Genomic DNA, 22,414 nt, shown 5'->3' with positions numbered 1-22,414 from the left:
CGCGCTTCCCGGATGGACAATCCCGCCAGCAGGCGCATATTGCGGGGCATGAAAAATGCCTCTGATATCCTGATCGTGGGCGGCGGGCTGAACGGCCCCGCGCTGGCCCTGGCCCTCGCGCAGACCGGCCATAGCGTCACTGTGGTCGACGCACTGACCCCGGACAAGCTTGCTGATGAGAGCTTTGACGGGCGCGGTTACGCGCTGGCGCTGGCTTCGCAGCGGCTGCTGCAGCAGACCGGCGTCTGGCAGCATGTCGGGGACAATGCGCAAGCAATGCTGGAGATCAAGGTAACAGACGGTCATGCGGGCCACGGCCCGTCACCGTTTTTCATCCACTTCGACCATGCCGAGCTGGAAGAAGGCCCGATGGGCTATATGGTTGAGGACCGTTTCCTGCGCCGGGCCTTTCTGCAGGCGATGGAGGACGCGCCGGGCATCACCCTGGTGTCCGGGCGCACCGTGGTTGCACAAGCACCGGACCAAAGCGGTGTCACTGTCACCCTGGACGATGGCGGCGAGCTGCGCGGTCAGGTTCTGGTCGGCTCGGACGGGCGCCGCAGCGGCACCGCGCAACGGGCGGGCATCAAGCGCACCGGCTGGGACTATGGCCAGACAGCCCTGGTCTGCGCCATTGACCACGAAAAACCGCATCACGGCATCGCGCATCAGTTCTTCATGCCGCCCGGGCCGCTGGCGATCCTGCCGCTGCCGGGCAACCGCTCCTCCATCGTGTGGAGCGAGCGGACGGAGACCGCCAAGGCCATCCATGCGTTGAATGACGCCGAATACATTCAGGCGCTGCGGCCGCGCTTTGGTGATTTCCTCGGAGAGATTTCCCTGGCAGGCAAACGCTTCACTTACCCGCTGAACCTGACCATCGCCAACAGCTTTATCGGCGACCGCATGGCGCTGGTGGGGGATGCGGCGCATGGGATGCACCCGATTGCCGGTCAAGGGCTGAACGCAGGCCTGCGCGATGTCGGAGCAATGGCCGAAGTGATCACCGAGGCCACACGGCGCGGTGAAGACATCGGCTCCTCCCTGGTGATGGAGCGTTACCAGCAATGGCGCCGGTTCGACACAGCCTCGCTGGCTGCAGCCACGGATATGTTCAACCGGCTGTTTTCCAACGACAACCCGCTGCTGCGTCTGGGACGGGATATTGGCATGGGCTTGGCAGGAGCGATCCCCGGCCTGCGCCGCAATTTCGTGCGCGAGGCTGCGGGCCTGACCGGCGACTTGCCCAAGTTGCTGAAAGGGCAGCCAATCTAAAGCATGGGCGCTGCCTTTGTGCAGCGTCAGTCCAGCGCGCGCGCCTCATCTGCCAGCATCACCGGGATGCCATTGCGGATTGGAAAAGCCAGGTTGGCAGCACGCGAAATCAGTTCTTGAGCCGCGGCATCATATTCCAGAACCGCCTGCGTCAGCGGGCAGACCAGCGCTTCCAGCATCCGGCGGTCAAAGGCAGGTGCCTGTGTCTCGGTCATTGCAGGGTTTCCTCCTGAGAGCCGCCGCGCAGGGCGAATTCAATCAAAGTGACAAGCGTTTCCCGCCTTGTGACAAGGCAGGGCGCTTCGAGCAAGGCCTGTTTCTCTTCGGTGTCGAATTCCAAGAGCATGGCCAGAGAATTGATCAGCAACTCGTCGTCCGCGTCTTTCAATGCCTCCCAATCGGTTGACAGGCTCCGGGAAGAAAAGAACCGGTCCAGCAGATCCAGGAAAGACGACCGGTCAAGGGTATCGTCCGCCTCGGAACGGCCAAGGTCCCGGTCAAATCCTGTCCAGCTGACATCACAGCGCTGATAGGGGGTAAAACCGTTGGCTTCGCGGGTAATCCTGAACCTGGAGACGCCCGAAAGCGTGACCAGGTACCGTCCGTCTTCTGTCTCGGAAAACTGTGTGACGCGCCCGGCACATCCAATCGCATGCAGCTCCTCCCCGGTTCCGTGCGGACCCGGACAGGGCTGCACCATGCCTATCAGACGCTGCCGCGTCTTGAGCGTATCTTCGAGCATCTGCAGGTAGCGCGGCTCGAAAATGTGCAACGGCAAACGCGACCGGGGCAGCAAAAGCGCCCCGGGCAATGGGAACACGGCAATCGTGTCCGGCAGATCAGCAGGCTGGATCATGGGACAGAGTGTAGTGCTGCCCCGGTCTTAGGCAAATATCATTGAGCTAAGTTTCCTGCGCCCGTTGAGAACCACCGGGTCGTTGGGTTTCAGCGCATCAAAGATGGTGAAGAGCTGCACCTTGGCAGCACCCTCGTTCCACTCGCGGTCGCGGCGGAAAAGCTCCAGCAATTCGTCTACTGCGGCTTCTGCATCTCCAGCCGCATGCAGCGCCTGCGCCAGGTCGAAACGCGCCTGCAAGTCATCCGGGCTGGCGTCCACCGCAGCCCGCAATTCCCCCACCGGGCCAGCATTCTCGGCCTGCCGCGCCAGGGCGATCTGCGCATGAGCGGCTTCGATCTCGGCTGCATCCGCAATCTCGGCGGGTGCGCCATTCAAAACGGCCTCCGCCTGATCCAGATCGCCAAGCGCGATATGCGCGCGTGCCAATCCGCCATAAGCCGCGGCGTTCTTGTCATCTTCGCCCAGAATGGCAGCAAAAGTCTGCGCTGCATCCGCTACGGCACCTTCAGTCAGCATCAGCTCGGCGGCTTCCAGCGCCTCGCCCAGACCGCCGTCGGCTGACCCGCCCCCCGCCTCGATGGCCTTGTTCACAAAGGCTTCGATCTCCGATGCCGGCAGTGCGCCCTGGAACATGTCCACCGGACGTCCCTCCACAAAGGCGACCACAGTGGGGATCGACTGCAGCGGCAGCCCCTGCTGCGCCAGTGCCTGCGCCAGGCGCTGGTTTTCGTCCACGTTGATCTTGGCCATGGTGGCGGCACCCTTGGCCTTGGTGACAGCCGCCTCCAGCATCGGGCCCAAGGTTTTGCACGGACCGCACCAAGGCGCCCAGAAGTCCACGATCACCGGCGCCTGCATCGACGCTTCGACAACGTCCTGCATGAAAGTGGCTTCGGTCACGTCTTTGATCAGATCACCCGCCGGTGCGGTGCTGCCAAGAATTTCGGTCATCAGATTGTTCTCCGCTTGGAACTTGCCCCCTATATGGAATCCTAAGCGCCGGAAACCAAGAGAGGAGTTTGCCGATGGCCAGCCGCAGGTTCGATCTCTTTGCGTTATCTGAAAAGATGATGCGTATGGATGACGCCGCTTGGGCGCGGCACGCCAACCCATGGAGCGTCGTGAGCCGAATGGCCGTACTTCCTCTGATGACACTCGCCATCTGGTCCCGGGTATGGCTGGGCTGGGGGGCGATTTTACCCGTTGCGCTGGTGCTGGCGTGGACTTGGTGGAACCCGCGCGCCTTTGGCCGGCCTGCCAGCACCGGCATCTGGGCGTCCCGCGGCACATTTGGCGAGCGGGTGCTCCTGAACCGGGCGCAGGTTCCCATACCGCGCCATCACCTGGGCTGGGCAAAGGGCCTGGCGTGGGCGTCGGGCATTGGAGCGATCCCTTGGATCTATGGTATTTGGATCTTGGATCCCGGATTCACCTTTGGCGGCCTGACGCTGATGGTTGGCGGTAAGCTGTGGTTTGTGGACCGGATGGTCTGGCTCTACCAGGACATGCAGGACAGACACCCCGAATACGCCCGCTGGCTGCGCTGAGCGGCAGCGCTCCCGTCCCCGTCAGCGCGCCCTGGCTGCGCCAGAGCCCTTACGGCGTTGGGCCGGGCGCCGCGCTGACGCGCGGCGGCACCGCACTGCGCGGCAGCGCAGTGCCATCCCCAACGGAGGAGAAACATCCTGCGGATGTTGCGGATCAGGCGGGAGCGCTCCACCTGCTGTCACAGATCAAAGGTTGCAAATACCGGCGCATGATCGCTGGGCTTCTCCCAGCCGCGGGCACCCCGCAGGATCCGGCTGGAATGGGCCGCGTTTTTAATATCCGGCGTCGCCCAAATGTGGTCGAGACGGCGCCCTTTGTCAGCCGCATCCCAGTCCTTGGCCCGGTAGCTCCACCAGCTGTAAAGGCGGCCGTCGGGGATATCGTTCCGGGTCACATCGGACCATCCGCCCGCATCCATCACGTCTGCGAAATGCTCCACCTCAATGGGTGTATGGCTGACAACCTTCAACAGCTTCTTGTGGTCCCAGACATCATCCTCGCGCGGGGCGATATTAAGATCCCCGACCAGGATGGATTTTTCCGGTTTATCAGCTTGGAACCAGTCGCGCATCTCCGTGAGGTAATCGAGCTTCTGGCCGAATTTCTCGTTCTTTTCCCGGTCCGGCACGTCACCGCCCGCCGGTACATAGAAGTTGTGGATCACCACTCCGTTTTCCAGCCGTCCGGCCACATGGCGTGCATGGCCAAGGCTGGCGAAATCCTGGTCCCCTGCATCCTCAATCGGCAGGCGCGACAGGATTGCCACCCCGTTGTAGCCTTTCTGGCCGCGTGCAACCATGTGGCCGTAGCCCAGAGCCGCAAAGCCGTCCAACGGGATCTTGTCCACCGGGCTTTTGCACTCTTGCAGGCAAAGCACATCCGGCCCCTCCTCCTGCAACAGCTTCTGCACAATCGGTTCGCGCAGGCGGACCGAGTTGATATTCCAAGTGGCAAGAGTAAATGGCATCGCGCGCCTCATCGTGAAATCCGGGTTCCGGCGCGATACTGCCTGTCCGGGCCGGGAAGGACCAGAGATGAATTGGCCTACGGGTTCAAACAATCCAGACAAAAAAAGGCCGGGCATCACGCCCGGCCAAGTCCAACAGGGAGGTGCATACCGTGACCCGGATATGCGCGGGATAGGGTCTGTTTTAAAGATGAACCTCAAGTTCTTCTTTGATCTGGCTCAACGCCGGTTACATCACGCGACCAGCCGGTAACCGCCGGATTCCGTCACCAACAGGCGTGCATTCGACGGATCGGGCTCAATTTTCTGCCGCAGACGGTAGATATGGGTTTCCAGCGTATGCGTGGTCACACCTGCATTGTATCCCCACACCTCATGCAGAAGAACATCCCGCGGCACCACACCATCGCTGGAGCGATAGAGAAACTTGAGGATGTTGGTTTCTTTCTCGGTCAGCCGGATTTTACGCTCATCCTCCGCGATCAAAAGCTTCATCGACGGTTTAAAGGTGTAAGGGCCAAGCGCAAAGACTGCGTCCTCGGATTGTTCATGCTGACGCAGCTGCGCCCGGATCCGGGCCAGCAGCACCGGGAACTTGAAGGGTTTAGAAACATAGTCATTGGCACCGGCATCCAAACCCAGAATAGTGTCTGCATCGCTGTCGTGGCCTGTCAGCATCAAGACTGGCGCCTTCACTCCCTGCTTGCGCAGCAAGCGGCACAGTTCGCGCCCGTCCGTATCCGGCAGGCCCACGTCCAGAATAATCAGATCATACAGCGCTTCCTTGGCGCGCTCCATCGCGCCTTGACCGTTCTCCGCCTCGAATACATCGAAGTCCTCGGTCATTACCAGCTGCTCGCTCAAGGCCTCTCGCAGGTCTTCATCATCATCAACCAGCAGAATTTTCTTCAGTTGCGCCATCGGCTCGCCCTCCTGTTCACATGACAACACATGCGCATCCCTTGCGCCCTCGGCAAGATTTGCTGCAATACTCTCACGCCGACGTGTCCATGGCAGGGAAAATGTTTCACATCCGTTGCAATTGGGCGTAAAGACAGCGAGCCTTTGTTACAAAATAACACCGGAATCCCCGTATGAGCCTGATACCCACTATAATCGAACTGCTGGCCCGTGCCCGGGTCGATCTGCGCATGGGCCTGCCGGTGGTATTGAGCGATGGCCCGGAGGCCGCGCTGGCAATTGCCGTGGAATCGCTGACAGAAACACGTCTGGCAGACATGCGTGCCTTGGGCGCTCCGACTTTGGCCTTGACGGCCCGGCGGGCGGAAACGCTGAAGGCCAGGGTGTATGACGCGGACACCGCCCGCATTATTGTTCCCGGTACTGAGGGGCTGAAGTGGATCCAGTCGCTGGCCGACCCGGCCGATGATCTGAACACACCGATGAAGGGTCCGCTTTCCAGCCAGCGCGGCGGCAGCGCAGACCTGCACCGGCTGGCAATTGCACTGGTGAAATCCGCGCGCCTGCTGCCAGCTGCTGCTCTTGCGCCCATCAGCGATCCGTCCGGGTTTGCCGCGGCCCACGGCCTTACCGCCATTTCGCGTACAGCCGCAGAACCCTTGCTGAGTGAAAGCTCCCCCCTGCATCCGGTTGCGGCCGCCCGCCTGCCAATGAATGCCGCCGAAGCCGGCAGGCTTCATATCTTCCGCCCGGAGGATGGCGCCGAGGAGCATTATGCTGTGGAAGTCGGCCGCCCCGACAGATCCAAGCCGGTTCTGGCCCGGCTGCATTCGGCCTGCTTCACCGGCGACGTGCTGGGTTCGCTGAAATGCGATTGCGGCCCGCAGCTGCAGGGCGCACTGGCACAGATGGGCGCAGAAGGTGCGGGTGTCCTTCTGTACCTGAATCAGGAGGGTCGCGGGATCGGCCTTGCCAATAAAATGCGGGCATATTCGCTGCAAGACCAGGGCTTTGATACAGTGGAGGCCAATCACCGTCTGGGGTTTGAGGATGATGAGCGCGACTTCCGCCTGGGCGCCTCTATTCTGCAAGAATTGGGCTTCTCCCAAGTGCGGCTGCTGACCAACAACCCGAACAAGATTGCGATGATGGAAAAGACCGGCGTGCATGTGGCGGAACGGGTGGCGCTGAAAGTGGGTGAAAACGCCCACAACCAGCATTACCTGGCGACCAAGGCCCAGAAATCCGGGCATATGCTGTGACATCACCCGCCGATCTGGTCCTGACCCCCCGCGGCCTGCGCTTTCTGGGGCGGGTGCTGCCGTGCACAATCGGCAAAGGCGGGCTGTCCCAGAACAAACGCGAAGGAGATGGTGCGACTCCCGTCGGCGTGCATCGCATTGCAGGCATGTTTTACCGCCCCGACAGGCTGTGCCGCCCTGCCTCCTGGGCCAAGCCCATTGGTCCGCAGGATCTATGGTCGGACGACTCGGGAGATGCAAATTACAACCACCATGTGCGGGCACCGCACCCGTTCAGTCACGAACAACTGCGGCGCAGCGATCCGCTTTATGATCTCGTATTGATCACCGATTGGAACTGGCCAGCCGCAACTCCGGGAAGCGGTTCTGCGATCTTCCTTCATCAATGGAGGAGGCCTGGATACCCCACTGAAGGCTGCATCGCCTTCTCACGCGCGGATCTCCATTGGCTTGCTGACCGGGTTCAACCTGGATCCCGGGTTATCGTCCCGCCTCTGGCACGCCCCTGACGCAACCAAGACTTTTCAAAAAGTCTTGGCAAAAGTTTTGCCCAAAACTTTTGTGCCTCAATAGGTGCGGGCGCCGAAAATGGCAGAACCGACGCGAACATGGGTAGCGCCAAGGGCTATGGCTTTCTCGAAATCGCCGCTCATTCCCATCGACAGGCCCTTAAGCCCGTTGCGCTCAGCAATCTTTGCCAGCAGCGCGAAATGCAGGCTGGCCTCTTCTTCCACCGGCGGGATGCACATCACCCCCTTTAGAGGCAGATCAAGCTGGCGGCAATCTGCGATGAAAGCATCTGCATCGGACGGCATCACGCCTGCCTTTTGCTCCTCCTCGCCGGTATTCACTTGAATGAACAATTCCGGGCATTTGCCCAACTCCTGCGCCAGCCTGGCCAGCGTATTGGCCAGTTTGGGCCGGTCAACTGAATGGATGCTGTCAAAGAGCTCCATCGCCTGGCGGGTTTTGTTGGTCTGCAGCGGGCCGATCAAATGCAAGTCGATACCGTCAAACTGCTCCGCAAATCCCGGCCATTTTCCAGCCGCTTCCTGCACCTTGTTTTCACCGAAACAGCGATGGCCTTCCCGCAGCACCGCCTCGACCCGCGCGTCCGGCTGCACTTTGGAAACCGCAATCAGCTGCACGCTGCCCGGCATACGGTCTGCCTGCTGTTCAGCCTTGGCGATTCGGGATCTGATGTCTTCAAGCGGCATGGGTTTGGCCTCGTAGCTGTTTGGCCGAAAAAACACTGTTTGCCTGCAAATGTTAAGAGGCAAAAGAAAAGGGCGGGTCCCCGAAGGAACCCGCCCTGAATTCACGCTAGGCGTGCTTCAGCTTAGAAGCTGAAGTACAGGCCTGCCTGAACGGTGGTGTTGTCGGAGGACGATTCAACCGCACCCGCTTCGAACGACACGCCGCCACCCAGATCGTAGGAGTAGTTGATGCCGAAGGCGGTGCCGTCGGTGCCGCCGGTGCCGGTGCCTGCCGGGTTGTCTTCGCTGCTCACGAAGGCAACCAGAGTGGAAGCTGCGCCCAGCTCAACGTTACCAGCCAGGGTGATTTTGTCGACGTCTTGTGCAACGCCGCCAACAGTCACTGCGTCCATGTTGTTGCCGTATGCAAGACGAACACCGAACTGACCCAGATCGCCTGCAACGGTGAAGACCAGTTTGTCTTCGGTTGCGACGTTGGAGTCCTGGTAGCCCAGAGCGGCAGTCCAGTCACCGAAGGTGTAGGCAACGTGCACAGCGGTACGCTCGGTGCCGTTTGCGGAACCAGCGACGGTGCCGCCATTTGCCTGCGAATAGGACAGGTGGCCCGAGAAGCCGCCGGCAGAGTACAGAGCTTCGATACCGTTACGGCCGGCTGCTGCCGAGGTATAGGTATCCCAGTCAAAGCCGTTACCTGCAACGTTGGTCACCAGCGAGTTGAAGCCAGCGCCGTCGATACCGATGCCAACCGAACGGGTTTCCAGGTAGAAGCCTGGCATGTTGTCGATCGCGCCCCAGATGTTACCGACGTTCACACGCAGGCCGCCGTAGGCAACGTGGAACTGAGCGCCGTTGAACACGCCGGTGCCGGGTGCGCCGTCACGGTTTTCGAACTGGGCACGGGCACGTGCGCCAACGGTCACGCCACCGTCGGTTTCGGTCGACGCGTCGAAGGTGAAGCGCAGGCGGCTGGTGATGTTGGTCTCGGAACGGCCAACAACGGTTTTGTTGGCTTCGTTGTAGTCCAGGCCAAAACGGCCATAGCCGGAGATTTTGACTTCGGCCGCGGCCATGCCTGCGGTGGCGATCAGCGCGGTGGTCGCGAAGAGAACCTTTTTCATGTTTTTCCCTCGGTTTTCTAATCTTAAGCCCAAACCGGGGAATCCGGCGTGGGTATGCCAAGGGGTTTCGCTCTTTCGCCCCCGTTTTGGCAAGTGTTGGGAAAGTCGGGCGAAACGATGCGGTCCGGGATGGTGCAGCTATGCCACAGTCTGCCTCGCTACAGCACCGGATGGACGGCAAGCGCGCAGGTTTACAGGCTTCTGCACCATCGACCTATCACCCCGGAGGCGTATCGCACGATGGGAGGGCCCTCTATATAGGGCAAAGCACTTGCTCCGCCCGCGCCGCTTGCGCTAGGTGTTCGGCCAGAAATTGGCTCCGGGAGCGGTTATGACCAGAACAAAGACTCTGCAGGCAACTTTGGCCGGCGCAATATGCCTCAGTCTAGCTGCGTGCGGCGGCAACAAGGACCGCAGCCAGGATGGCACCCTGCTGGGCAAGGACCGGTTGGCGGTTGATGAAATTGGGGCACAAAGCAATCCGTCCTCGATCTGGGATGTGTTCCGCGGCGAGCCGGACCAGAACGTGCAGGTCAACCGCTACCTGTGGGCGGCCAGCCTGGACGTGCTGAACTTCCTGCCCGTGCAATCGGTTGATCCCTTCACCGGTGTTATCATCACGGGCTATGGCACCCCGCCTGGCGGCGGCCGCACCTACCGGGCCACCGTTCACATCAAGGACCCTGCACTGGACGCGCGTTCCTTGAACGTGGCGCTGCAATCCAAGGGCGGCCCGGTCAGCGCCAGCACGTCCCGCGCTGTTGAGGACGCGATTCTTTCCCGCGCACGGCAGCTGCGGATCGCGGATAAAAAACTCTGACCCGCTGCGCTCTGGAAACACCAGCCAAACCCCATTATCAGAAGCGCCGGGCCACTTGCCCGGCGTTTTCATGCAAAGGACCGCTCTGATGTCGCGTTACTCCGCCACGGAAATCGAAGCTAAATGGCAGGAAGCCTGGGACAAGGCCGGGATTTTCCAAGCCAAGCGCACCGGCGGCAAGCCGAAATATTATGTGCTGGAAATGTTCCCCTACCCGTCGGGCAAACTGCACATGGGCCATGTGCGCAACTATACGATGGGCGATGTGATCGCGCGCTACAAGCTGTCCACCGGCCATAACGTGCTGCATCCGATGGGGTTTGACGCCTTCGGCATGCCGGCCGAAAATGCCGCGATGGCCTCGGGCGGGCATCCCAAGGACTGGACCTATTCGAACATCGGCACGATGGTCGAGCAAATGAAGCCGCTGGGCCTGTCGCTGGACTGGAGCCGCATGTTCGCCACTTGTGATCCGGAGTATTACGGCCAGCAGCAAGCGCTGTTCCTGGATTTCCTGGAAAAGGGCCTGGTCTACCGCAAGAACGCCGTGGTGAACTGGGATCCCATCGACATGACCGTGCTGGCCAACGAGCAAGTCGAGAACGGCCGCGGCTGGCGCTCCGGCGCGCTGGTGGAGCGGCGCGAGCTGACCCAGTGGTTCTTTAAAATCTCCGATTTCTCCGAAGAGCTGCTGTCGGCGCTGGACGGCTTGGAGAACTGGCCGGCCAAAGTCCGCCTGATGCAGGAAAATTGGATCGGCAAATCGCGCGGGTTGCAGTTCTCGTTCGACCGCACCGACGGCGGCGAACCGATTGAGGTCTACACCACCCGTCCCGACACGCTGATGGGCGCGTCTTTTGTCGGCATTTCGCCCGACCATCCGATTGCCAAGGCGCTGGAAGCCGAATCGGAAGAGGTCGCGGCGTTTGTCGCTGAATGCCGCAAGGGCGGTACCACCGAGGAAGCCATCGAGACGGCGGAAAAGCTGGGCTATGACACCGGCATCCGCGTGAAGCACCCGCTGAACCCGGATTGGGAGCTGCCGGTCTGGATCGCCAACTTCATCCTGATGGACTACGGCACCGGCGCGATCTTTGCCTGCCCGGCGCATGATCAGCGCGACCTGGATTTCTGCCGCAAGTATGACCTGCCGGTCAGCGACACCTTCTTTGCGCTGGACAATGATTCTCCGGTTGCGGGCGAAGCCTTTGTGCCGCCGAAGACCGAAAAGGTCCGCTGGGTTGATCACTTTGCCGGGCTTACGGAAGCCACCGGCGAAGAAGCAATCAACGCCACCGTCGATTTTGCCGAGAAAGCCGGCTGGGGCAAGGGCGTCACCAAATTCCGCCTGCGTGACTGGGGTCTGTCGCGCCAGCGTTACTGGGGTTGCCCGATTCCGGTGGTCCATTGCGAAGACTGCGGCGTGGTGCCGGAGAAGAAAGAAAACCTGCCGATCGCTCTGCCCTATGACGAAGACGGCAAACCCATCGACTTCTCGGTTCCCGGCAACCCGCTGGACCGCCACCCGAGCTGGCGCAACTGTGCCTGCCCGTCTTGCGGAAAGCCGGCCCAGCGCGAAACCGACACCATGGACACGTTCGTCGATTCGTCCTGGTACTTCGCCCGTTTCACCGCACCGCGCGCCGAAACCCCGACCGATCTGGCCGAGGCTGAATACTGGATGAACGTCGACCAGTACATCGGCGGCATCGAGCACGCGATTTTGCACCTGCTCTATTCGCGCTTCTTTGCCCGCGCGATGCAGATTTGCGGCCACCTGCCTGAAAAATCCATTGAGCCGTTTGATGCTCTGTTCACGCAAGGCATGGTGACCCACGCGATCTACAAGACCACCGGCGGCAATCACCGCCCGGTTTACCACTACCCTGAAGAAGTGGAGCTGCGCGACGGCAAGGGCTTCCTGAAGGACGGCACCGAGGTAGAGATTATCCCCTCTGCCAAGATGTCCAAGTCCAAGAACAACGTGGTGGACCCGCTTCACATCATCTCGTCCTTTGGCGCCGATACCGCACGTTGGTTCGTGCTGTCCGATTCTCCGCCCGAGCGCGACGTGGAATGGACCGCCGCCGGGGCCGAGGCTTCCTATAAACACCTGAACCGGGTCTGGAATATGTGCGACCGGATCGGAGAAATGGACCCGGAAGCAGCGGGCGAAGGCGACGAGGATCTGCTGCGTGAGATGCATAAGGCAATCCGCGACGTGACCCTGGGTGTTGATTCCTTTGGGTTCAACGCCGCAATTGCTAAACTTTACGCCTTCACCAACACGCTTGCCAAATCCAAGGCCGGCGCATCGGTGCAGAAGCAGGCGATCATGACCCTGGCGCAGCTGATGTCCCCGATGACCCCGCATCTGGCCGAAGACATCTGGAGCCATCAGGGCGGCGAAGGCCTGTGCGCCACCGCGCCCTGGCCGGTTGCAGACGACGCCATGCTGGTCGAGGACACCGTCACCCTGCCGATCCAGATCAACGGCAAGCGCCGCGGCGAGATTGAGGTCGCCAAGGATCTGGACAAGGCAGAGGTTGAAAAACTGGCGCTGGCACACGAAGCTGTGCAGAAGGCGCTGAATGGCAGCGCTCCGAAGAAGGTGATCGTGGTGCCGGGCCGGATTGTGAATGTCGTTGCTTAACCGCAGAACCCTGCTGCTGGCCCTGCCCGTGGTGGCAGCGGCCTGCGGCTTTACCCCGGTGTACGCCCCTGGCGGCACCGGAACCGCGCTGTTTGGGCAGATCGAGGTTCAATCCCCTGAAGAGATCAAGGATGCCAGCGGTACAGACGCCTATTTCCTGGTTCAGAACCTGGAGCAGCGTTTGGGCCGCGGCGGCAGCGCTGCCTATAAACTTGACCTGACGCTCAGCACCCAGGAAGAAGGCCAGGCGATCACTGCAGGTAATGAGATCACCCGCTATTCAGTGATCGGCAGTGCTGGCTTTTCCCTGACCCGCTTGTCGGATGGCAAGATCGCCTCCAGCGGCACCGTGCGGAATTTCACCGGCTACTCCGCAACCGGCTCCACCGTGGAGACGCTGGCAGGTGAACGTGACGCGCATGAACGGTTGATGGTCATTCTGGCCGATCAGATCACCGCACAGATTCTGGCAACTGCGGATCTGTCCGCGCCGGTGGAATGAAGCTCTCTCCGCGCGAAGCGGATGGCTATTTCGCCAAGCCTGATCCCGGCAAGACCGGCATTCTGATCTATGGCGCAGACGCAATGCGCGTGTCGCTGAAGCGGCAGCAGGTGCTGGCGGCCCTGCTTGGCCCCGGTGCCGAAGAAGAAATGCGTCTGACCCGCCTGCCCGGCAGCGACCTGCGCAAGGATCCAGCACAGCTGCTGGATGCCGTGAAGGCGGTGGGGTTCTTTCCCGGTGTCCGGGCGGTTTTTGTCGAAGGCGCCAATGACACCGCCACCCCTGCCATTGCGACAGCGCTGGAAGACTGGCAGCCAGGGGATGCGCAGATTGTAGTCACAGCCGGGCAGCTCAAGGCCACCTCGAAACTGCGGAAGGCGTTTGAAGGCCACCGAAATGCCTATTCGGTGGGAATATACGACGACCCGCCTTCGCGCGCCGAGATCGAGCGGATCCTGGGGGGGGCTGGTATCCGGGACGTTCCCGGCGACAGCATGTCAGCGCTGACGGATATCGCCAATGATATCGGCCCTGGCGACTTCTCCCGCATGATCGAGAAGCTGGCGCTTTATAAACACGCTGACAGCAGCCCGCTGTCACTGGAGGACATCGGCGCCGTTGCCCCGCAATCGACCGAGGCCGCGCTGGACGATGTTCTGAATGTGGTGGCCGAAGCCCGAAGCGCTGAAATCGGCCCGCTGATCCGCCGCCTTCAAGCACAAGGCACCAACGCAGTCACCCTCTGCATCGGGGCAACCCGGCATTTCCGTACGCTTTACACAATTGCAGCGGCTCCCGGCGGCCCTGCCCAGGGGATTGGCCAGCTGCGCTCGCCGCTATACGGCAAACGCCGCGACCGGATGCTGCGCCAGGCACAGAATTGGGGCGCAAACCGGCTGGAGACCGCGCTGACGATCATTACCGATACCGACCTGGCGTTGCGTTCCGCCGGCCAGACCGCGCCGGCGCTGGCGCTGATGGAGCGCGCCCTGATCCGGCTGGCCATGCTGGGCCGCGCCCGCTGATCCGGTAATGCCTCTCCTGGCTTGATCCCCCCTGCTGTGCCACCCATCTTAGGGACACACAACAGGAGAGAGACGATGTACACCGTCACCGGCATTCCGCTCACCCGCACGTTCCGGGTGATTTGGGCGCTTGAAGAGCTTGGGCAGCCCTATGAGCTTAAACAGCACGGTCCCCGCAGCCCGGAAGTTCAGGCACTGAATGTCTCGGGCAAGGTGCCAGTGCTGCAGGCCGAAGGCGAGGCCATCAGCGATTCAACTGCCATTCTCACTTACCTCGCTGACAAGCACGGCGCCCTGACCGCACCCTCTGGCACGATAGCCCGTGCCAAGCAGGATGCGATGACGCATCTCCTTCTGGACGAAGTGGATGCTGTGCTGTGGGCAGCGGCCCGCCACAGCTTCATCTTGCCGGAAGAGCAGCGGGTGCCGGAAGTGAAAGGCAGCCTGAAGTGGGAATTTGCCCATAATCTGGCGCGGCTTGAAGGCAGGATGGGCGCGGAATTCCTGATGGGCGCAGAGTTCACAATCGCCGACATCATCTGCACCCATTGCCTGAATTGGGCCCATAGCGCCAAATTCCCGATCGAAGGCGAAAAGCTGCTGGATTATGGAAAACGAATGCGGCAGCGCGACGCATATCAGCGGGTGGCCGCACTCGCCAAGTAACCTGCCGCTGCCCGGCCCGCCCAGCGCCCGGTGGCCAGGCACGCTGTCAGCAGATAACCGCCCGTCGGCGCCTCCCAATCCAGCATTTCCCCGGCGCAGAACGTGCCGGGGATTTGTTTCAGCATCAGGCCGTCATCCATCGCGTCCCGCCGCACACCGCCAGCGGTGGAAATCGCCTCATCCATCGGCCGCAGGCCTGCATGTTTGACTGGCAGCGTCTTGATCAACCTGGCCAGGGCCTGGGTATCCTGTGGCAAAGGCCGTCCGAATTCCTGCAATACTGCTGCCCGTGCAACGCCCAGCTTCAGCACCTTTCGCAGATGGTTTGAAACGCTCGCCTTGCCGCGCGGGCGGGACAGGCGGCGTGCTATTTCCGCCGTTTCCAGGTCAGGAAGCAGATCCATCTGCAATGTCTCCCCCTCCCGTACCGCGGCGCAGACGGAATAGACGCCGCCGCCTTCCAGCCCGCGCTCAGATATCACGGCTTCCCCGCGTGAGGACAAAGGGCCGGCGTGCAATGCAATACCCTTAAGCGGTTGCCCGAACTGCGGCGCCATGTGATCGGACCAATCCACCAGAAGCCCTGCATTGGCAGGTTTGAATGGTGCAATCTCCACAGCTTTTCCATCCAGCAGAGGGACCCAGCCCCCGTCCGACCCAAGCCGCGCCCAGCTGGCGCCGCCCAGAGCCAAAACCACCGCCCTGGCTTCAATCCGCTTCGGCCCATCCGGCGTTTCAAATACAAGCCCGGTGCCCTCCCAGCCACCCCAGCGCCAGCGCGTGCGGATCTGTGCGCCGAAACCATCAAGGCGTGCCAGCCAGGCGCGCAGCAGCGGAGAGGCTTTCATGACCGTCGGGAACACCCGGCCTGTCGAGCCGGTGAACAGCTCGCTCCCCAGTCCCTGTGCCCAATCCTGAACCACCTGTGCATCAAAGACGCGGATCATTGGCGCCAGCCAGTCTGCGGCCTCTCCATAGCGGGTGATCAACTGGTCAAACGGTTCGTCCTTGGTCAGATTCAATCCGGACTTGCCCGCCATCAGGAGCTTGCGCGCCACTGATGGCTTGGCCTCTGCCACCAGAACGCGATACCCGGCGCGGCCCAGCTCCTCGGCGGCCATCAGCCCTGCAGGCCCGGCACCGATCACCACTGCATCCCAAGTTTCCATCATGCCATCCCCTTGCCAACGCCCGTTTCCAGCGCCCGGCGCCAGCGCTTGTTTTCGCTGCATCGAGCCAAGGCCTATGTGTTTCCGTTCCAATCTGCCCGCTTTGCGGCCGGCCATTTCCGAGCGCTCAACATTGCATCAGCCCTGGGTGAACAGCTGATAACCCGGATGGGCAACGGCGCGCAGACTGGTAATCGGGGCGTCGCCGATCCAAGTTGTGCGTTCCATGACAAACAGCGCGTCCCCGATCGCACTCTGGAGAATTTCACTGTCGCTCTTGGTTCCGGGGCGGGCATAAAGACGCAAATCGCACCTGCTGTAGGGGCGGTTGCGAACAAGCCATTCGTTTGCGCTTTCGCGTGTCAGGTCCACAGTATTTATTTCCGGCACGGTCTCCAGGCAGATCCAGCGGTCCTCAAAGATATAGGGGCGGCTGTCGGCAAGATGCAAAGCTTCAACCCGCAGCATCGGCCGGGCTTCATGCAGGCCGAAGTTTGCCATTATGGCCGGGCTGGAAGGCTGCACCGACTGCCGCACCAGCTGGTAGCGGTGCACGCAGCCTTTCTGCTCGACCTCAAGCCTGGTGATCGGGATATTCAGGGTTGCCCGGGTCACAGGATCGCGCTGTACCATTGTGCCGCCCTTGCGGCGCCGTTCCACCAGCCCGCTTTGAGCCAGATCCCGCATGGCCCGGTGAACGGTGGAGCGGGCACAGCCGAACCGTACGGCGAACTCCTCGTCCCGCGGCAGCTTATCCCCTGGCCCGTAGGTGGAGTTCAGGATCATCTCCCGGATGCTGTCCCGGATGGTTACCCAGGAATGCCGTGGCTTGTCCGTCAATATTCATCCCCCAGGTCAAACGGGAAAATGTTTGCCGCCGCTCCATATTGCATTCTGCGCAGAAAGGCGAACTTGAACCGCGCAACTGTGATTGACATTAATATGTAGCTACATATTAATGTAAAGCGCCTACAAAACACAATAAAGTCTGCGCTGCCGGCATCCGCCCATCGCAGATGCACCGACAGACGGAGGAATGGACACATGGAAAGACGCGCGTTTTTGAGAACCGGCGCTTTGGGTGCGGCGGCAACGGCGCTGGCCAGCCCCGCCATTGCCCAGGGCAAAATGCAATGGAAGATGGTAACCGCCTGGCCGAAGAACCTGCCTGGACCCGGTGTGGCGGCACAGATGCTGGCTGACCGGATCACCACCCTTTCAGGCGGCCGGATCGAGGTGAAGCTGTTTGCCGCGGGTGAGCTGGTACCGGGCCGCGGCGTGTTTGACGCGGTTTCTGAAGGCACCGCCGAGCTGTATCACGCCGTGCCGGCCTATTGGGGATCGAAATCCAAAGGTATCCTGCTGTTCGGCTCGCAGCCGTTTGGCCTGCGCGCGGATGAGCAGTTCGGCTGGATGTACCACGGCGGCGGCCAGGCGCTGTATGACGAGATGTACGGCCGCTTTGGCATCAAGCCGTTCCTGTGCGGCAACTCCGGCCCGCAGTGGGGCGGCTGGTTCAAGACCGAGATCAACTCTGCCGAGGACCTGAAGGGACTCAAGTTCCGCACCACCGGGCTGGCCTCGGAAATGGCATCGAAACTTGGCATGGCGGCTGAGGCCACCAGCGGTCCGGCGATGTTCCAGGGACTGCAGACCGGCGCGCTGGATGCCGGTGAATTCATCGGACCCTGGACCGACAGCGCGCTCGGCTACTACCAAGTGGCCAAGAACTACTATTGGCCGGGTGTGGGCGAGCCTTCCTCTGCCGAGGAATGCGGAGTCAATGCCGCGGCTTTCGGGAACCTGCCGGAAGACCTGCAGCAGGTTGTTTCGCTGGCCTGCGAAAGCCTCTACAATCCGGTTTGGACGGAATACACCACCAAACACGCCCTGGCGCTGAAGAAGATGGTCGAAGAGGATGGCGTGCAGGTGAAGATGTTCCCCGAGGATGTGATCGCCGCAATGGGCGCTGCTGCCAAGGAGGTGATCACCGACTTGCAGGAGGACGACGATGAGCTGGTGCGCCGCATTACCGAAAGCTTCCTTGGCTACCGCGACAGCATCGGCGGCTATATGACCTATGCCGATAACGGCCAGATGAACGCCCGTGCCTCGGTAATGGGTTACTGACGGGCAGCAACGGCAGCCGGCGCCCGGAACGGCGGGCGCCGGCTTTTTGATGGGGAGAGAGCGGAATGCGGCGGGTTGCAAATGCGCTGGACGGGATCAACCGGGGGCTGGCGCATGTGGTGCGCTGGCTGGCGCTGATCATGGTGCTGACACAGTTTGCGATTGTGGTCGGCCGCTATGTGTTCGGAGTGAACTCCATCGCCGCACAGGAAAGCGTCCTCTATATGCACGCAACCCTGTTCATGCTCGCCGCGGGCTACACGCTGCTTGTCGACAAGCATGTGCGGGTTGATGTGTTTTACGCCGGCCTCAGCCCCCGGTCGCAGCGCCGCATCGACATCTTCGGCCACCTGTTCCTGCTGCTGCCATCAATGGCCGCGCTTTTGTACTGGTCCTGGCCGTCGGTACGCAATTCCTGGGCAATATTCGAAGGCCCGATCGCGGTTGGCGGCATCGAAGCCGTGTTCCTGCTGAAGTCACTGATCCCAGCCTTTTGTGTGCTGGTTATGCTGCAATCTGCTGCCCTGCTGATCCGCCTGTTTTCCGAAAGTGACGCCCAATGACCGCATACCTTGACCTGATCATGTTCGCAGCCCTGATGGCGGCGATCCTCATTGGGTTTCCGGTGGCCTTTTCTATCGCCGGCGTTGCGATCATCTTTGCCTGTCTCGGGTGGATACTGGGGGTGATGGACATCTCGCTGCTGGGCGCGCTTGGCCAACGGGTTTTCGGCCTGCTGAGCAACCAGGTGCTGATCGCCATTCCGCTGTTCGTTCTGATGGGGGCGATCCTGGAGAAAAGCCGCATTGCCGAAGACCTGCTGGACACCATGGGACGGCTGTTCGGCCAGTTGAAGGGCGGGCTGGGCATCTCGGTTGTGCTGGTGGGGGCGCTGCTGGCGGCCTCAACAGGCATTGTGGGCGCCACGGTTGTGGCCATGGGCATGATTGCCCTGCCAGCCATGCTGCGCGCCGGGTACGATGCCCGGGTCGCGTCAGGTATTGTCTGCACAGCGGGCACGCTGGGCCAGATCATTCCGCCATCGACGCTGCTGATCATTCTCGCCGACGTGATGTCAAACGCCTATCAGCAGGCCCAGTACGAGCAGGGAAAATTCTCTGTCGAGGCGCTGTCCGTGGGCCAGTTTTTTGCGGCCGCGCTGGTGCCCGGGCTGGTGCTGGTGGTGCTGTATCTTCTTTATATCCTGGTCAGAGGCATGCTGCGGCCTCAGGACATGCCCTCCGCCCCAGCGGAGCTGGCCCGCCCTGGCGGACGCCAGATCATGCGTGCCGTAGTGCCGCCGATCCTGCTGATTTTCGCCGTGCTCGGTGCCATCCTGGGCGGTGTTGCCACGCCGACCGAGGCCGCATCGGTGGGCGGCATCGGTGCCTTGCTGATGGCGGGAGCGCGTGCAGGCGGCCCCTCCCGGCTGATCCTGTCCGGTGCCGCCGCGCTGATCCTGCTGGGGATACTGTCAGGGATTCATCCGGTCCGTCTGCAACGCAGCGACCTCAGCGGGGCCGACCTCGCAGCGGGGCTGTTCTACGCGCTTCTGGCCGCGGTCGCAGCCATTGCCGTTTTGGCCGCCCTGCGCAGCGGTTTGAAGAAACGCATCCTGCACGATGCGGTAACTTCGACCACAACCATGACCGCAATGATCTTTGCCACCATCCTGGCCGCAGGCATGTTCTCGCTGGTGTTCATCGGCCTGGGCGGCGAGGAGCGGGTGGCGCATATCCTTGGCAACATGCCCGGCGGTCCGTCCGGTGCGCTGCTGTTCTGCATGCTGTTCATCTTCGTGCTCGGCTTCTTCCTCGATTTCGTCGAGATCTCTGTCATCGTGCTGCCGCTGGTGACGCCCGCCCTGATCATCATGGGGCACGATCCGGTCTGGCTGGGCATTTTGATCGCGATCAACCTGCAGACCAGCTTTTTGACGCCACCGTTCGGCTTTTCGCTGTTCTACCTGCGCGGCGCCGCGCCAAAGGAGGTCACCACCCGTCAAATCTACCAAGGCGTCGTGCCGTTCATTGGCCTGCAGGCGCTTGGGGTGCTGCTGGTCTGGCTGATACCCGGCCTCGCAACCTGGCTGCCATCTGCAATTTTCTGACGCCGGGCGCCTTGGTGGCGGGCGCCTGGAACACAGCGCAGGGCTAGGTCGTTTCCAGCCCCAGAAACGCCGGGCTCTCCCGCATCTGCGCACCGGCAATATGCTGAAATTCCAAAGTGGTGTATGGGCGCCGCCACAACCATTCGCGGTTTGCCACGGCCTGCAAATCCGGGTCCGGCGGTGTTTCGTCTGTGAAGGCAAGAAAATGCAGGTCGAACCCGAATTCCGCAACATCTTGCACCGACAACAGCTTCATATCCGCATGCGTCGAAACTTCGGCGGCGATATCCCCGGTCCGCAAGGTGATCTGCCCGATATGCGCTCCGCCGCCCAACGGCAGCGCTGCATCACCTGCCCCGTCAGGGCGGTTGCCGAGAAAATCATGCTGCAGCAGCTCGACCGCAAAACCTTCGGGATCATGCAGATGCGCCATATACCCGATATCGCGGAACTGATGCGGGGCAGAGACCTCCACTCCTTTCTGACGCAGGCATTCGCAGGCTATGTCCAGATCGGGCAGACAGATCCCGATCTTCCAATACCGCTCGTCCCGCCTGTGCGAACCCTGGGCACCCCCGGGCAGCAGGATCAGGTCTGCATCCTGTCCTGCATAACCCGCGCGCCAGGCCTCGCCTTCGGTCCGCACATCCATGCCGAACACATCCGCATAGAACCCGGCGAGACGTTCAGGACTCCTTACCTGCAGCCGCAGGCCGGACAGCCGTTTCACCGGCACATCCTCAGGATCCCGGCTGCGATCTCTGGCTGAGCATCAAGAGAATGCGCCAGCAGGTCCTGTGCAGTATCAATCAGCGCATCCGGTTCCACGATCCGGTCGACCAGGCCATAGTTGCAAGCCTCCTGCGCGGTGATTTTCTGCCCGGCTGCCAGGATCATCTTGGTGCGCGCAGGTCCGATCAGCGCCGCCATCCGCCCAGCGTCCGAAGGCTGCGGCAAATACCCAAGCTTCATCACCGGATAAAAAAACTTGGCTGAAGGCACCGCAATCCGGATGTCGCAGGCCAGTACCATGCCATTGGCACCGCCAGCCAGGGTGCCATTCAGCGCCGCCACTTTCAGGCAGGGAATTGAAGCCACAGCATTGGACAACCGCTCCCACACCGGCGAGGTCGCCAGGCCTGTCCGCGCCTCGTCCAGGTCAGCACCCGCGCTGAACACCTTGCTGGTTCCGGTCAGGATCAACCCGCGGGCCTCCTGCGCGCGTTCGGCGATTTCAGCCAACTCGGTCAGCATCGCTTCGGTCAGCGAATTGGCTTTGTCCGGGCGGTTGATGGTGAGGGTCCACAGACCGTTCTGCGCAATCTCCAGATCAATCATACCAGGCCAACCCGCTGACGGATGCTGTCCTCGCGCAAGGAAACTTCCTGGCCGATGCAATCGTCCGCCTCATTCGTGCACATCCACATGAGCGTCCGCGCGGGCCATTCGGCAGGGATATGGTCTTCCCACTCCAGCTCGCTCACCGGGTTAATGCCGCTGGTCTTGATTTCACGCTGCATCCGGGTTGCGACCGTGCCCGGCGACAGCCCCATGGCGCGGATACCATTGGCACGTTCTTCCAAATCCAGTGCGCTGGTCAGCATCGCCGCGCCCGCTTTAGACGAACAATACGCGCTCCACCCCTCCAGCGCATGATGCGCCGCGCCCGAACTGACGGTGATAATAGTGCCGGCGCCCGCGGGCTTCATCAGCGGCAGGGCGGCACGTATCCCGTTGAACACTCCGGTCAGGTTGATATCAATCAGCTTGCTCCACTCGCCGGGCTGCGCATCCGCCAACCGGGCAATAGGCTCAATCACACCGGCGTTGTTGATAAGAATGTCCAGGCTGCCGAAGTGCTGATGGGCCTTGGCCAGCGCGCCCTCCACCGATGCGTAGTCTGATACATCGCAAGTAAAGGTCAGCACATTTCCGCCGATCTCCTCCGCCAGCTCCCGCAGCGCCTCTCCGCTCCTTGCCAGCAAGGCCAAATTGGCCCCTGCAGCAGCAAAAACCCGGGCCGTATCCGCGCCGATCCCGCGGCTGGCGCCTGTAATTGCAACTGTTTTTCCATTGAAATTCATCGGCCGTCCCTCCAAGTGGCTGCTGACCCATGTGGTAAAGCGGTTAGGGGGAACGGTCCAGCCCAAGGCCCCCTTGACGGCACCGCCC

General features: G+C 61.6%; 24 protein-coding genes. 12 read left to right on the top strand and 12 right to left on the bottom strand.

What is annotated here, in order from left to right:
- Positions 1 to 48 precede the first annotated feature (48 nt).
- On the top strand, positions 49 to 1,275 hold the full coding sequence (locus tag K3557_RS19845) for an FAD-dependent monooxygenase (RefSeq protein ID WP_259996241.1): 1,227 nt from the start codon (positions 49 to 51) through the stop codon (positions 1,273 to 1,275).
- Between the two features lie 26 nt (positions 1,276 to 1,301).
- On the opposite strand, the gene K3557_RS19840 is transcribed toward K3557_RS19845, so the two are convergent.
- The 3 genes from K3557_RS19840 to K3557_RS19830 are packed head-to-tail and all read right to left on the bottom strand — an operon-like array spanning position 1,302 to position 3,085.
- Positions 1,302 to 1,490 (bottom strand): Trm112 family protein, encoded by a 189-nt coding sequence (locus K3557_RS19840; protein WP_259988363.1) that lies wholly within the window; start codon positions 1,488 to 1,490, stop codon positions 1,302 to 1,304.
- On the bottom strand, positions 1,487 to 2,131 hold the full coding sequence (locus tag K3557_RS19835) for an LON peptidase substrate-binding domain-containing protein (protein WP_259996239.1): 645 nt from the start codon (positions 2,129 to 2,131) through the stop codon (positions 1,487 to 1,489). The genes K3557_RS19840 and K3557_RS19835 overlap by 4 nt, the downstream gene beginning before the upstream one ends.
- 27 nt (positions 2,132 to 2,158) lie before the next feature.
- Entirely contained in the window at positions 2,159 to 3,085 is a 927-nt protein-coding gene (locus tag K3557_RS19830; RefSeq protein WP_259988367.1) for a tetratricopeptide repeat protein, read from the bottom strand.
- A gap of 74 nt (positions 3,086 to 3,159) precedes the next feature.
- Here K3557_RS19830 and K3557_RS19825 point away from each other — a divergent pair, with 74 nt between their 5' ends.
- Positions 3,160 to 3,681 (top strand): DUF6653 family protein, encoded by a 522-nt coding sequence (locus K3557_RS19825; RefSeq protein WP_259996237.1) that lies wholly within the window; start codon positions 3,160 to 3,162, stop codon positions 3,679 to 3,681.
- A 179-nt stretch (positions 3,682 to 3,860) separates the two neighbouring features.
- On the opposite strand, the gene K3557_RS19820 is transcribed toward K3557_RS19825, so the two are convergent.
- Entirely contained in the window at positions 3,861 to 4,649 is a 789-nt protein-coding gene (locus K3557_RS19820) for an exodeoxyribonuclease III (RefSeq protein WP_259996235.1), read from the bottom strand.
- A gap of 234 nt (positions 4,650 to 4,883) precedes the next feature.
- A complete protein-coding gene (locus tag K3557_RS19815; protein ID WP_129372450.1) occupies positions 4,884 to 5,570 on the bottom strand; it encodes a response regulator transcription factor in 687 nt (228 codons plus the stop codon).
- Between the two features lie 173 nt (positions 5,571 to 5,743).
- Here K3557_RS19815 and ribA point away from each other — a divergent pair, with 173 nt between their 5' ends.
- Positions 5,744 to 6,832, top strand: coding sequence for a GTP cyclohydrolase II (gene ribA, locus K3557_RS19810; protein ID WP_259996233.1), 1,089 nt, complete (start codon positions 5,744 to 5,746; stop codon positions 6,830 to 6,832).
- 14 nt (positions 6,833 to 6,846) lie between these two features.
- On the top strand, positions 6,847 to 7,341 hold the full coding sequence (locus tag K3557_RS19805; protein WP_259999700.1) for a L,D-transpeptidase: 495 nt from the start codon (positions 6,847 to 6,849) through the stop codon (positions 7,339 to 7,341).
- Positions 7,342 to 7,398: 57 nt separating this feature from the next.
- Here the strand turns inward: K3557_RS19805 and K3557_RS19800 are convergent, their stop codons facing one another.
- Complete coding sequence (locus tag K3557_RS19800; protein WP_259996230.1) at positions 7,399 to 8,049, bottom strand: YggS family pyridoxal phosphate-dependent enzyme; 651 nt, start codon at positions 8,047 to 8,049, stop codon at positions 7,399 to 7,401.
- 122 nt (positions 8,050 to 8,171) lie between these two features.
- Positions 8,172 to 9,167 (bottom strand): porin, encoded by a 996-nt coding sequence (locus K3557_RS19795; RefSeq protein ID WP_259996218.1) that lies wholly within the window; start codon positions 9,165 to 9,167, stop codon positions 8,172 to 8,174.
- A gap of 331 nt (positions 9,168 to 9,498) precedes the next feature.
- Between K3557_RS19795 and K3557_RS19790 the strand changes: the two genes are divergently transcribed.
- The 5 genes from K3557_RS19790 to K3557_RS19770 all read left to right on the top strand — a co-directional run bounded on the left by K3557_RS19790 (position 9,499) and on the right by K3557_RS19770 (position 14,833).
- Complete coding sequence (locus tag K3557_RS19790) at positions 9,499 to 9,987, top strand: DUF3576 domain-containing protein (RefSeq protein WP_259988378.1); 489 nt, start codon at positions 9,499 to 9,501, stop codon at positions 9,985 to 9,987.
- Between the two features lie 88 nt (positions 9,988 to 10,075).
- Positions 10,076 to 12,640, top strand: a complete 2,565-nt coding sequence (gene leuS / locus K3557_RS19785) for a leucine--tRNA ligase (RefSeq protein WP_259996216.1) — start codon at positions 10,076 to 10,078, stop codon at positions 12,638 to 12,640.
- Complete coding sequence (lptE, locus tag K3557_RS19780; RefSeq protein ID WP_259996203.1) at positions 12,627 to 13,142, top strand: LPS assembly lipoprotein LptE; 516 nt, start codon at positions 12,627 to 12,629, stop codon at positions 13,140 to 13,142. Before leuS ends, lptE begins: the two co-directional genes overlap by 14 nt.
- Positions 13,139 to 14,167 carry a DNA polymerase III subunit delta gene (gene holA / locus K3557_RS19775; RefSeq protein WP_259996189.1) on the top strand — a complete coding sequence of 343 codons (1,029 nt, stop codon included), beginning with the start codon at positions 13,139 to 13,141 and terminating at the stop codon, positions 14,165 to 14,167. Before lptE ends, holA begins: the two co-directional genes overlap by 4 nt.
- Before the next feature lie 75 nt (positions 14,168 to 14,242).
- Positions 14,243 to 14,833: a glutathione S-transferase family protein gene (locus tag K3557_RS19770; RefSeq protein WP_259996187.1), complete on the top strand. Its 591-nt coding sequence runs from the start codon at positions 14,243 to 14,245 to the stop codon at positions 14,831 to 14,833.
- Here K3557_RS19770 and K3557_RS19765 read toward each other — a convergent pair.
- On the bottom strand, positions 14,806 to 16,005 hold the full coding sequence (locus K3557_RS19765; protein WP_259996177.1) for a TIGR03862 family flavoprotein: 1,200 nt from the start codon (positions 16,003 to 16,005) through the stop codon (positions 14,806 to 14,808). The genes K3557_RS19770 and K3557_RS19765 overlap by 28 nt on opposite strands.
- Before the next feature lie 135 nt (positions 16,006 to 16,140).
- Positions 16,141 to 16,842, bottom strand: coding sequence for a GntR family transcriptional regulator (locus tag K3557_RS19760; RefSeq protein ID WP_259996176.1), 702 nt, complete (start codon positions 16,840 to 16,842; stop codon positions 16,141 to 16,143).
- A 204-nt stretch (positions 16,843 to 17,046) separates the two neighbouring features.
- Between K3557_RS19760 and K3557_RS19755 the strand changes: the two genes are divergently transcribed.
- The 3 genes from K3557_RS19755 to K3557_RS19745 all read left to right on the top strand — a co-directional run bounded on the left by K3557_RS19755 (position 17,047) and on the right by K3557_RS19745 (position 20,242).
- The gene (locus K3557_RS19755) at positions 17,047 to 18,132 is read left to right on the top strand and encodes a TRAP transporter substrate-binding protein (protein ID WP_259996174.1); all 1,086 of its coding nucleotides are present in this window, start codon (positions 17,047 to 17,049) and stop codon (positions 18,130 to 18,132) included.
- A 65-nt stretch (positions 18,133 to 18,197) separates the two neighbouring features.
- Positions 18,198 to 18,695 carry a TRAP transporter small permease subunit gene (locus K3557_RS19750; protein ID WP_259996172.1) on the top strand — a complete coding sequence of 166 codons (498 nt, stop codon included), beginning with the start codon at positions 18,198 to 18,200 and terminating at the stop codon, positions 18,693 to 18,695.
- The gene (locus K3557_RS19745; RefSeq protein WP_259988395.1) at positions 18,692 to 20,242 is read left to right on the top strand and encodes a TRAP transporter large permease subunit; all 1,551 of its coding nucleotides are present in this window, start codon (positions 18,692 to 18,694) and stop codon (positions 20,240 to 20,242) included. Before K3557_RS19750 ends, K3557_RS19745 begins: the two co-directional genes overlap by 4 nt.
- A gap of 43 nt (positions 20,243 to 20,285) precedes the next feature.
- Here K3557_RS19745 and K3557_RS19740 read toward each other — a convergent pair whose 3' ends face one another.
- The 3 genes from K3557_RS19740 to K3557_RS19730 are packed head-to-tail and all read right to left on the bottom strand — an operon-like array spanning position 20,286 to position 22,326.
- Complete coding sequence (locus tag K3557_RS19740; RefSeq protein WP_259996152.1) at positions 20,286 to 20,972, bottom strand: VOC family protein; 687 nt, start codon at positions 20,970 to 20,972, stop codon at positions 20,286 to 20,288.
- Positions 20,969 to 21,580 (bottom strand): enoyl-CoA hydratase/isomerase family protein, encoded by a 612-nt coding sequence (locus K3557_RS19735; RefSeq protein ID WP_259996150.1) that lies wholly within the window; start codon positions 21,578 to 21,580, stop codon positions 20,969 to 20,971. The genes K3557_RS19740 and K3557_RS19735 overlap by 4 nt, the downstream gene beginning before the upstream one ends.
- Positions 21,577 to 22,326 carry an SDR family oxidoreductase gene (locus K3557_RS19730; protein ID WP_259996149.1) on the bottom strand — a complete coding sequence of 250 codons (750 nt, stop codon included), beginning with the start codon at positions 22,324 to 22,326 and terminating at the stop codon, positions 21,577 to 21,579. Before K3557_RS19730 ends, K3557_RS19735 begins: the two co-directional genes overlap by 4 nt.
- Positions 22,327 to 22,414: the final 88 nt, after the last annotated feature.

Origin of the sequence: Leisingera sp. M523 (assembly GCF_025141335.1) — a bacterium.
Taxonomy (GTDB): Bacteria; Pseudomonadota; Alphaproteobacteria; order Rhodobacterales; family Rhodobacteraceae; genus Leisingera.
Note: the sequence above shows the minus strand (reverse complement) of the source record. Positions and strands in the feature narration are given on the sequence as shown.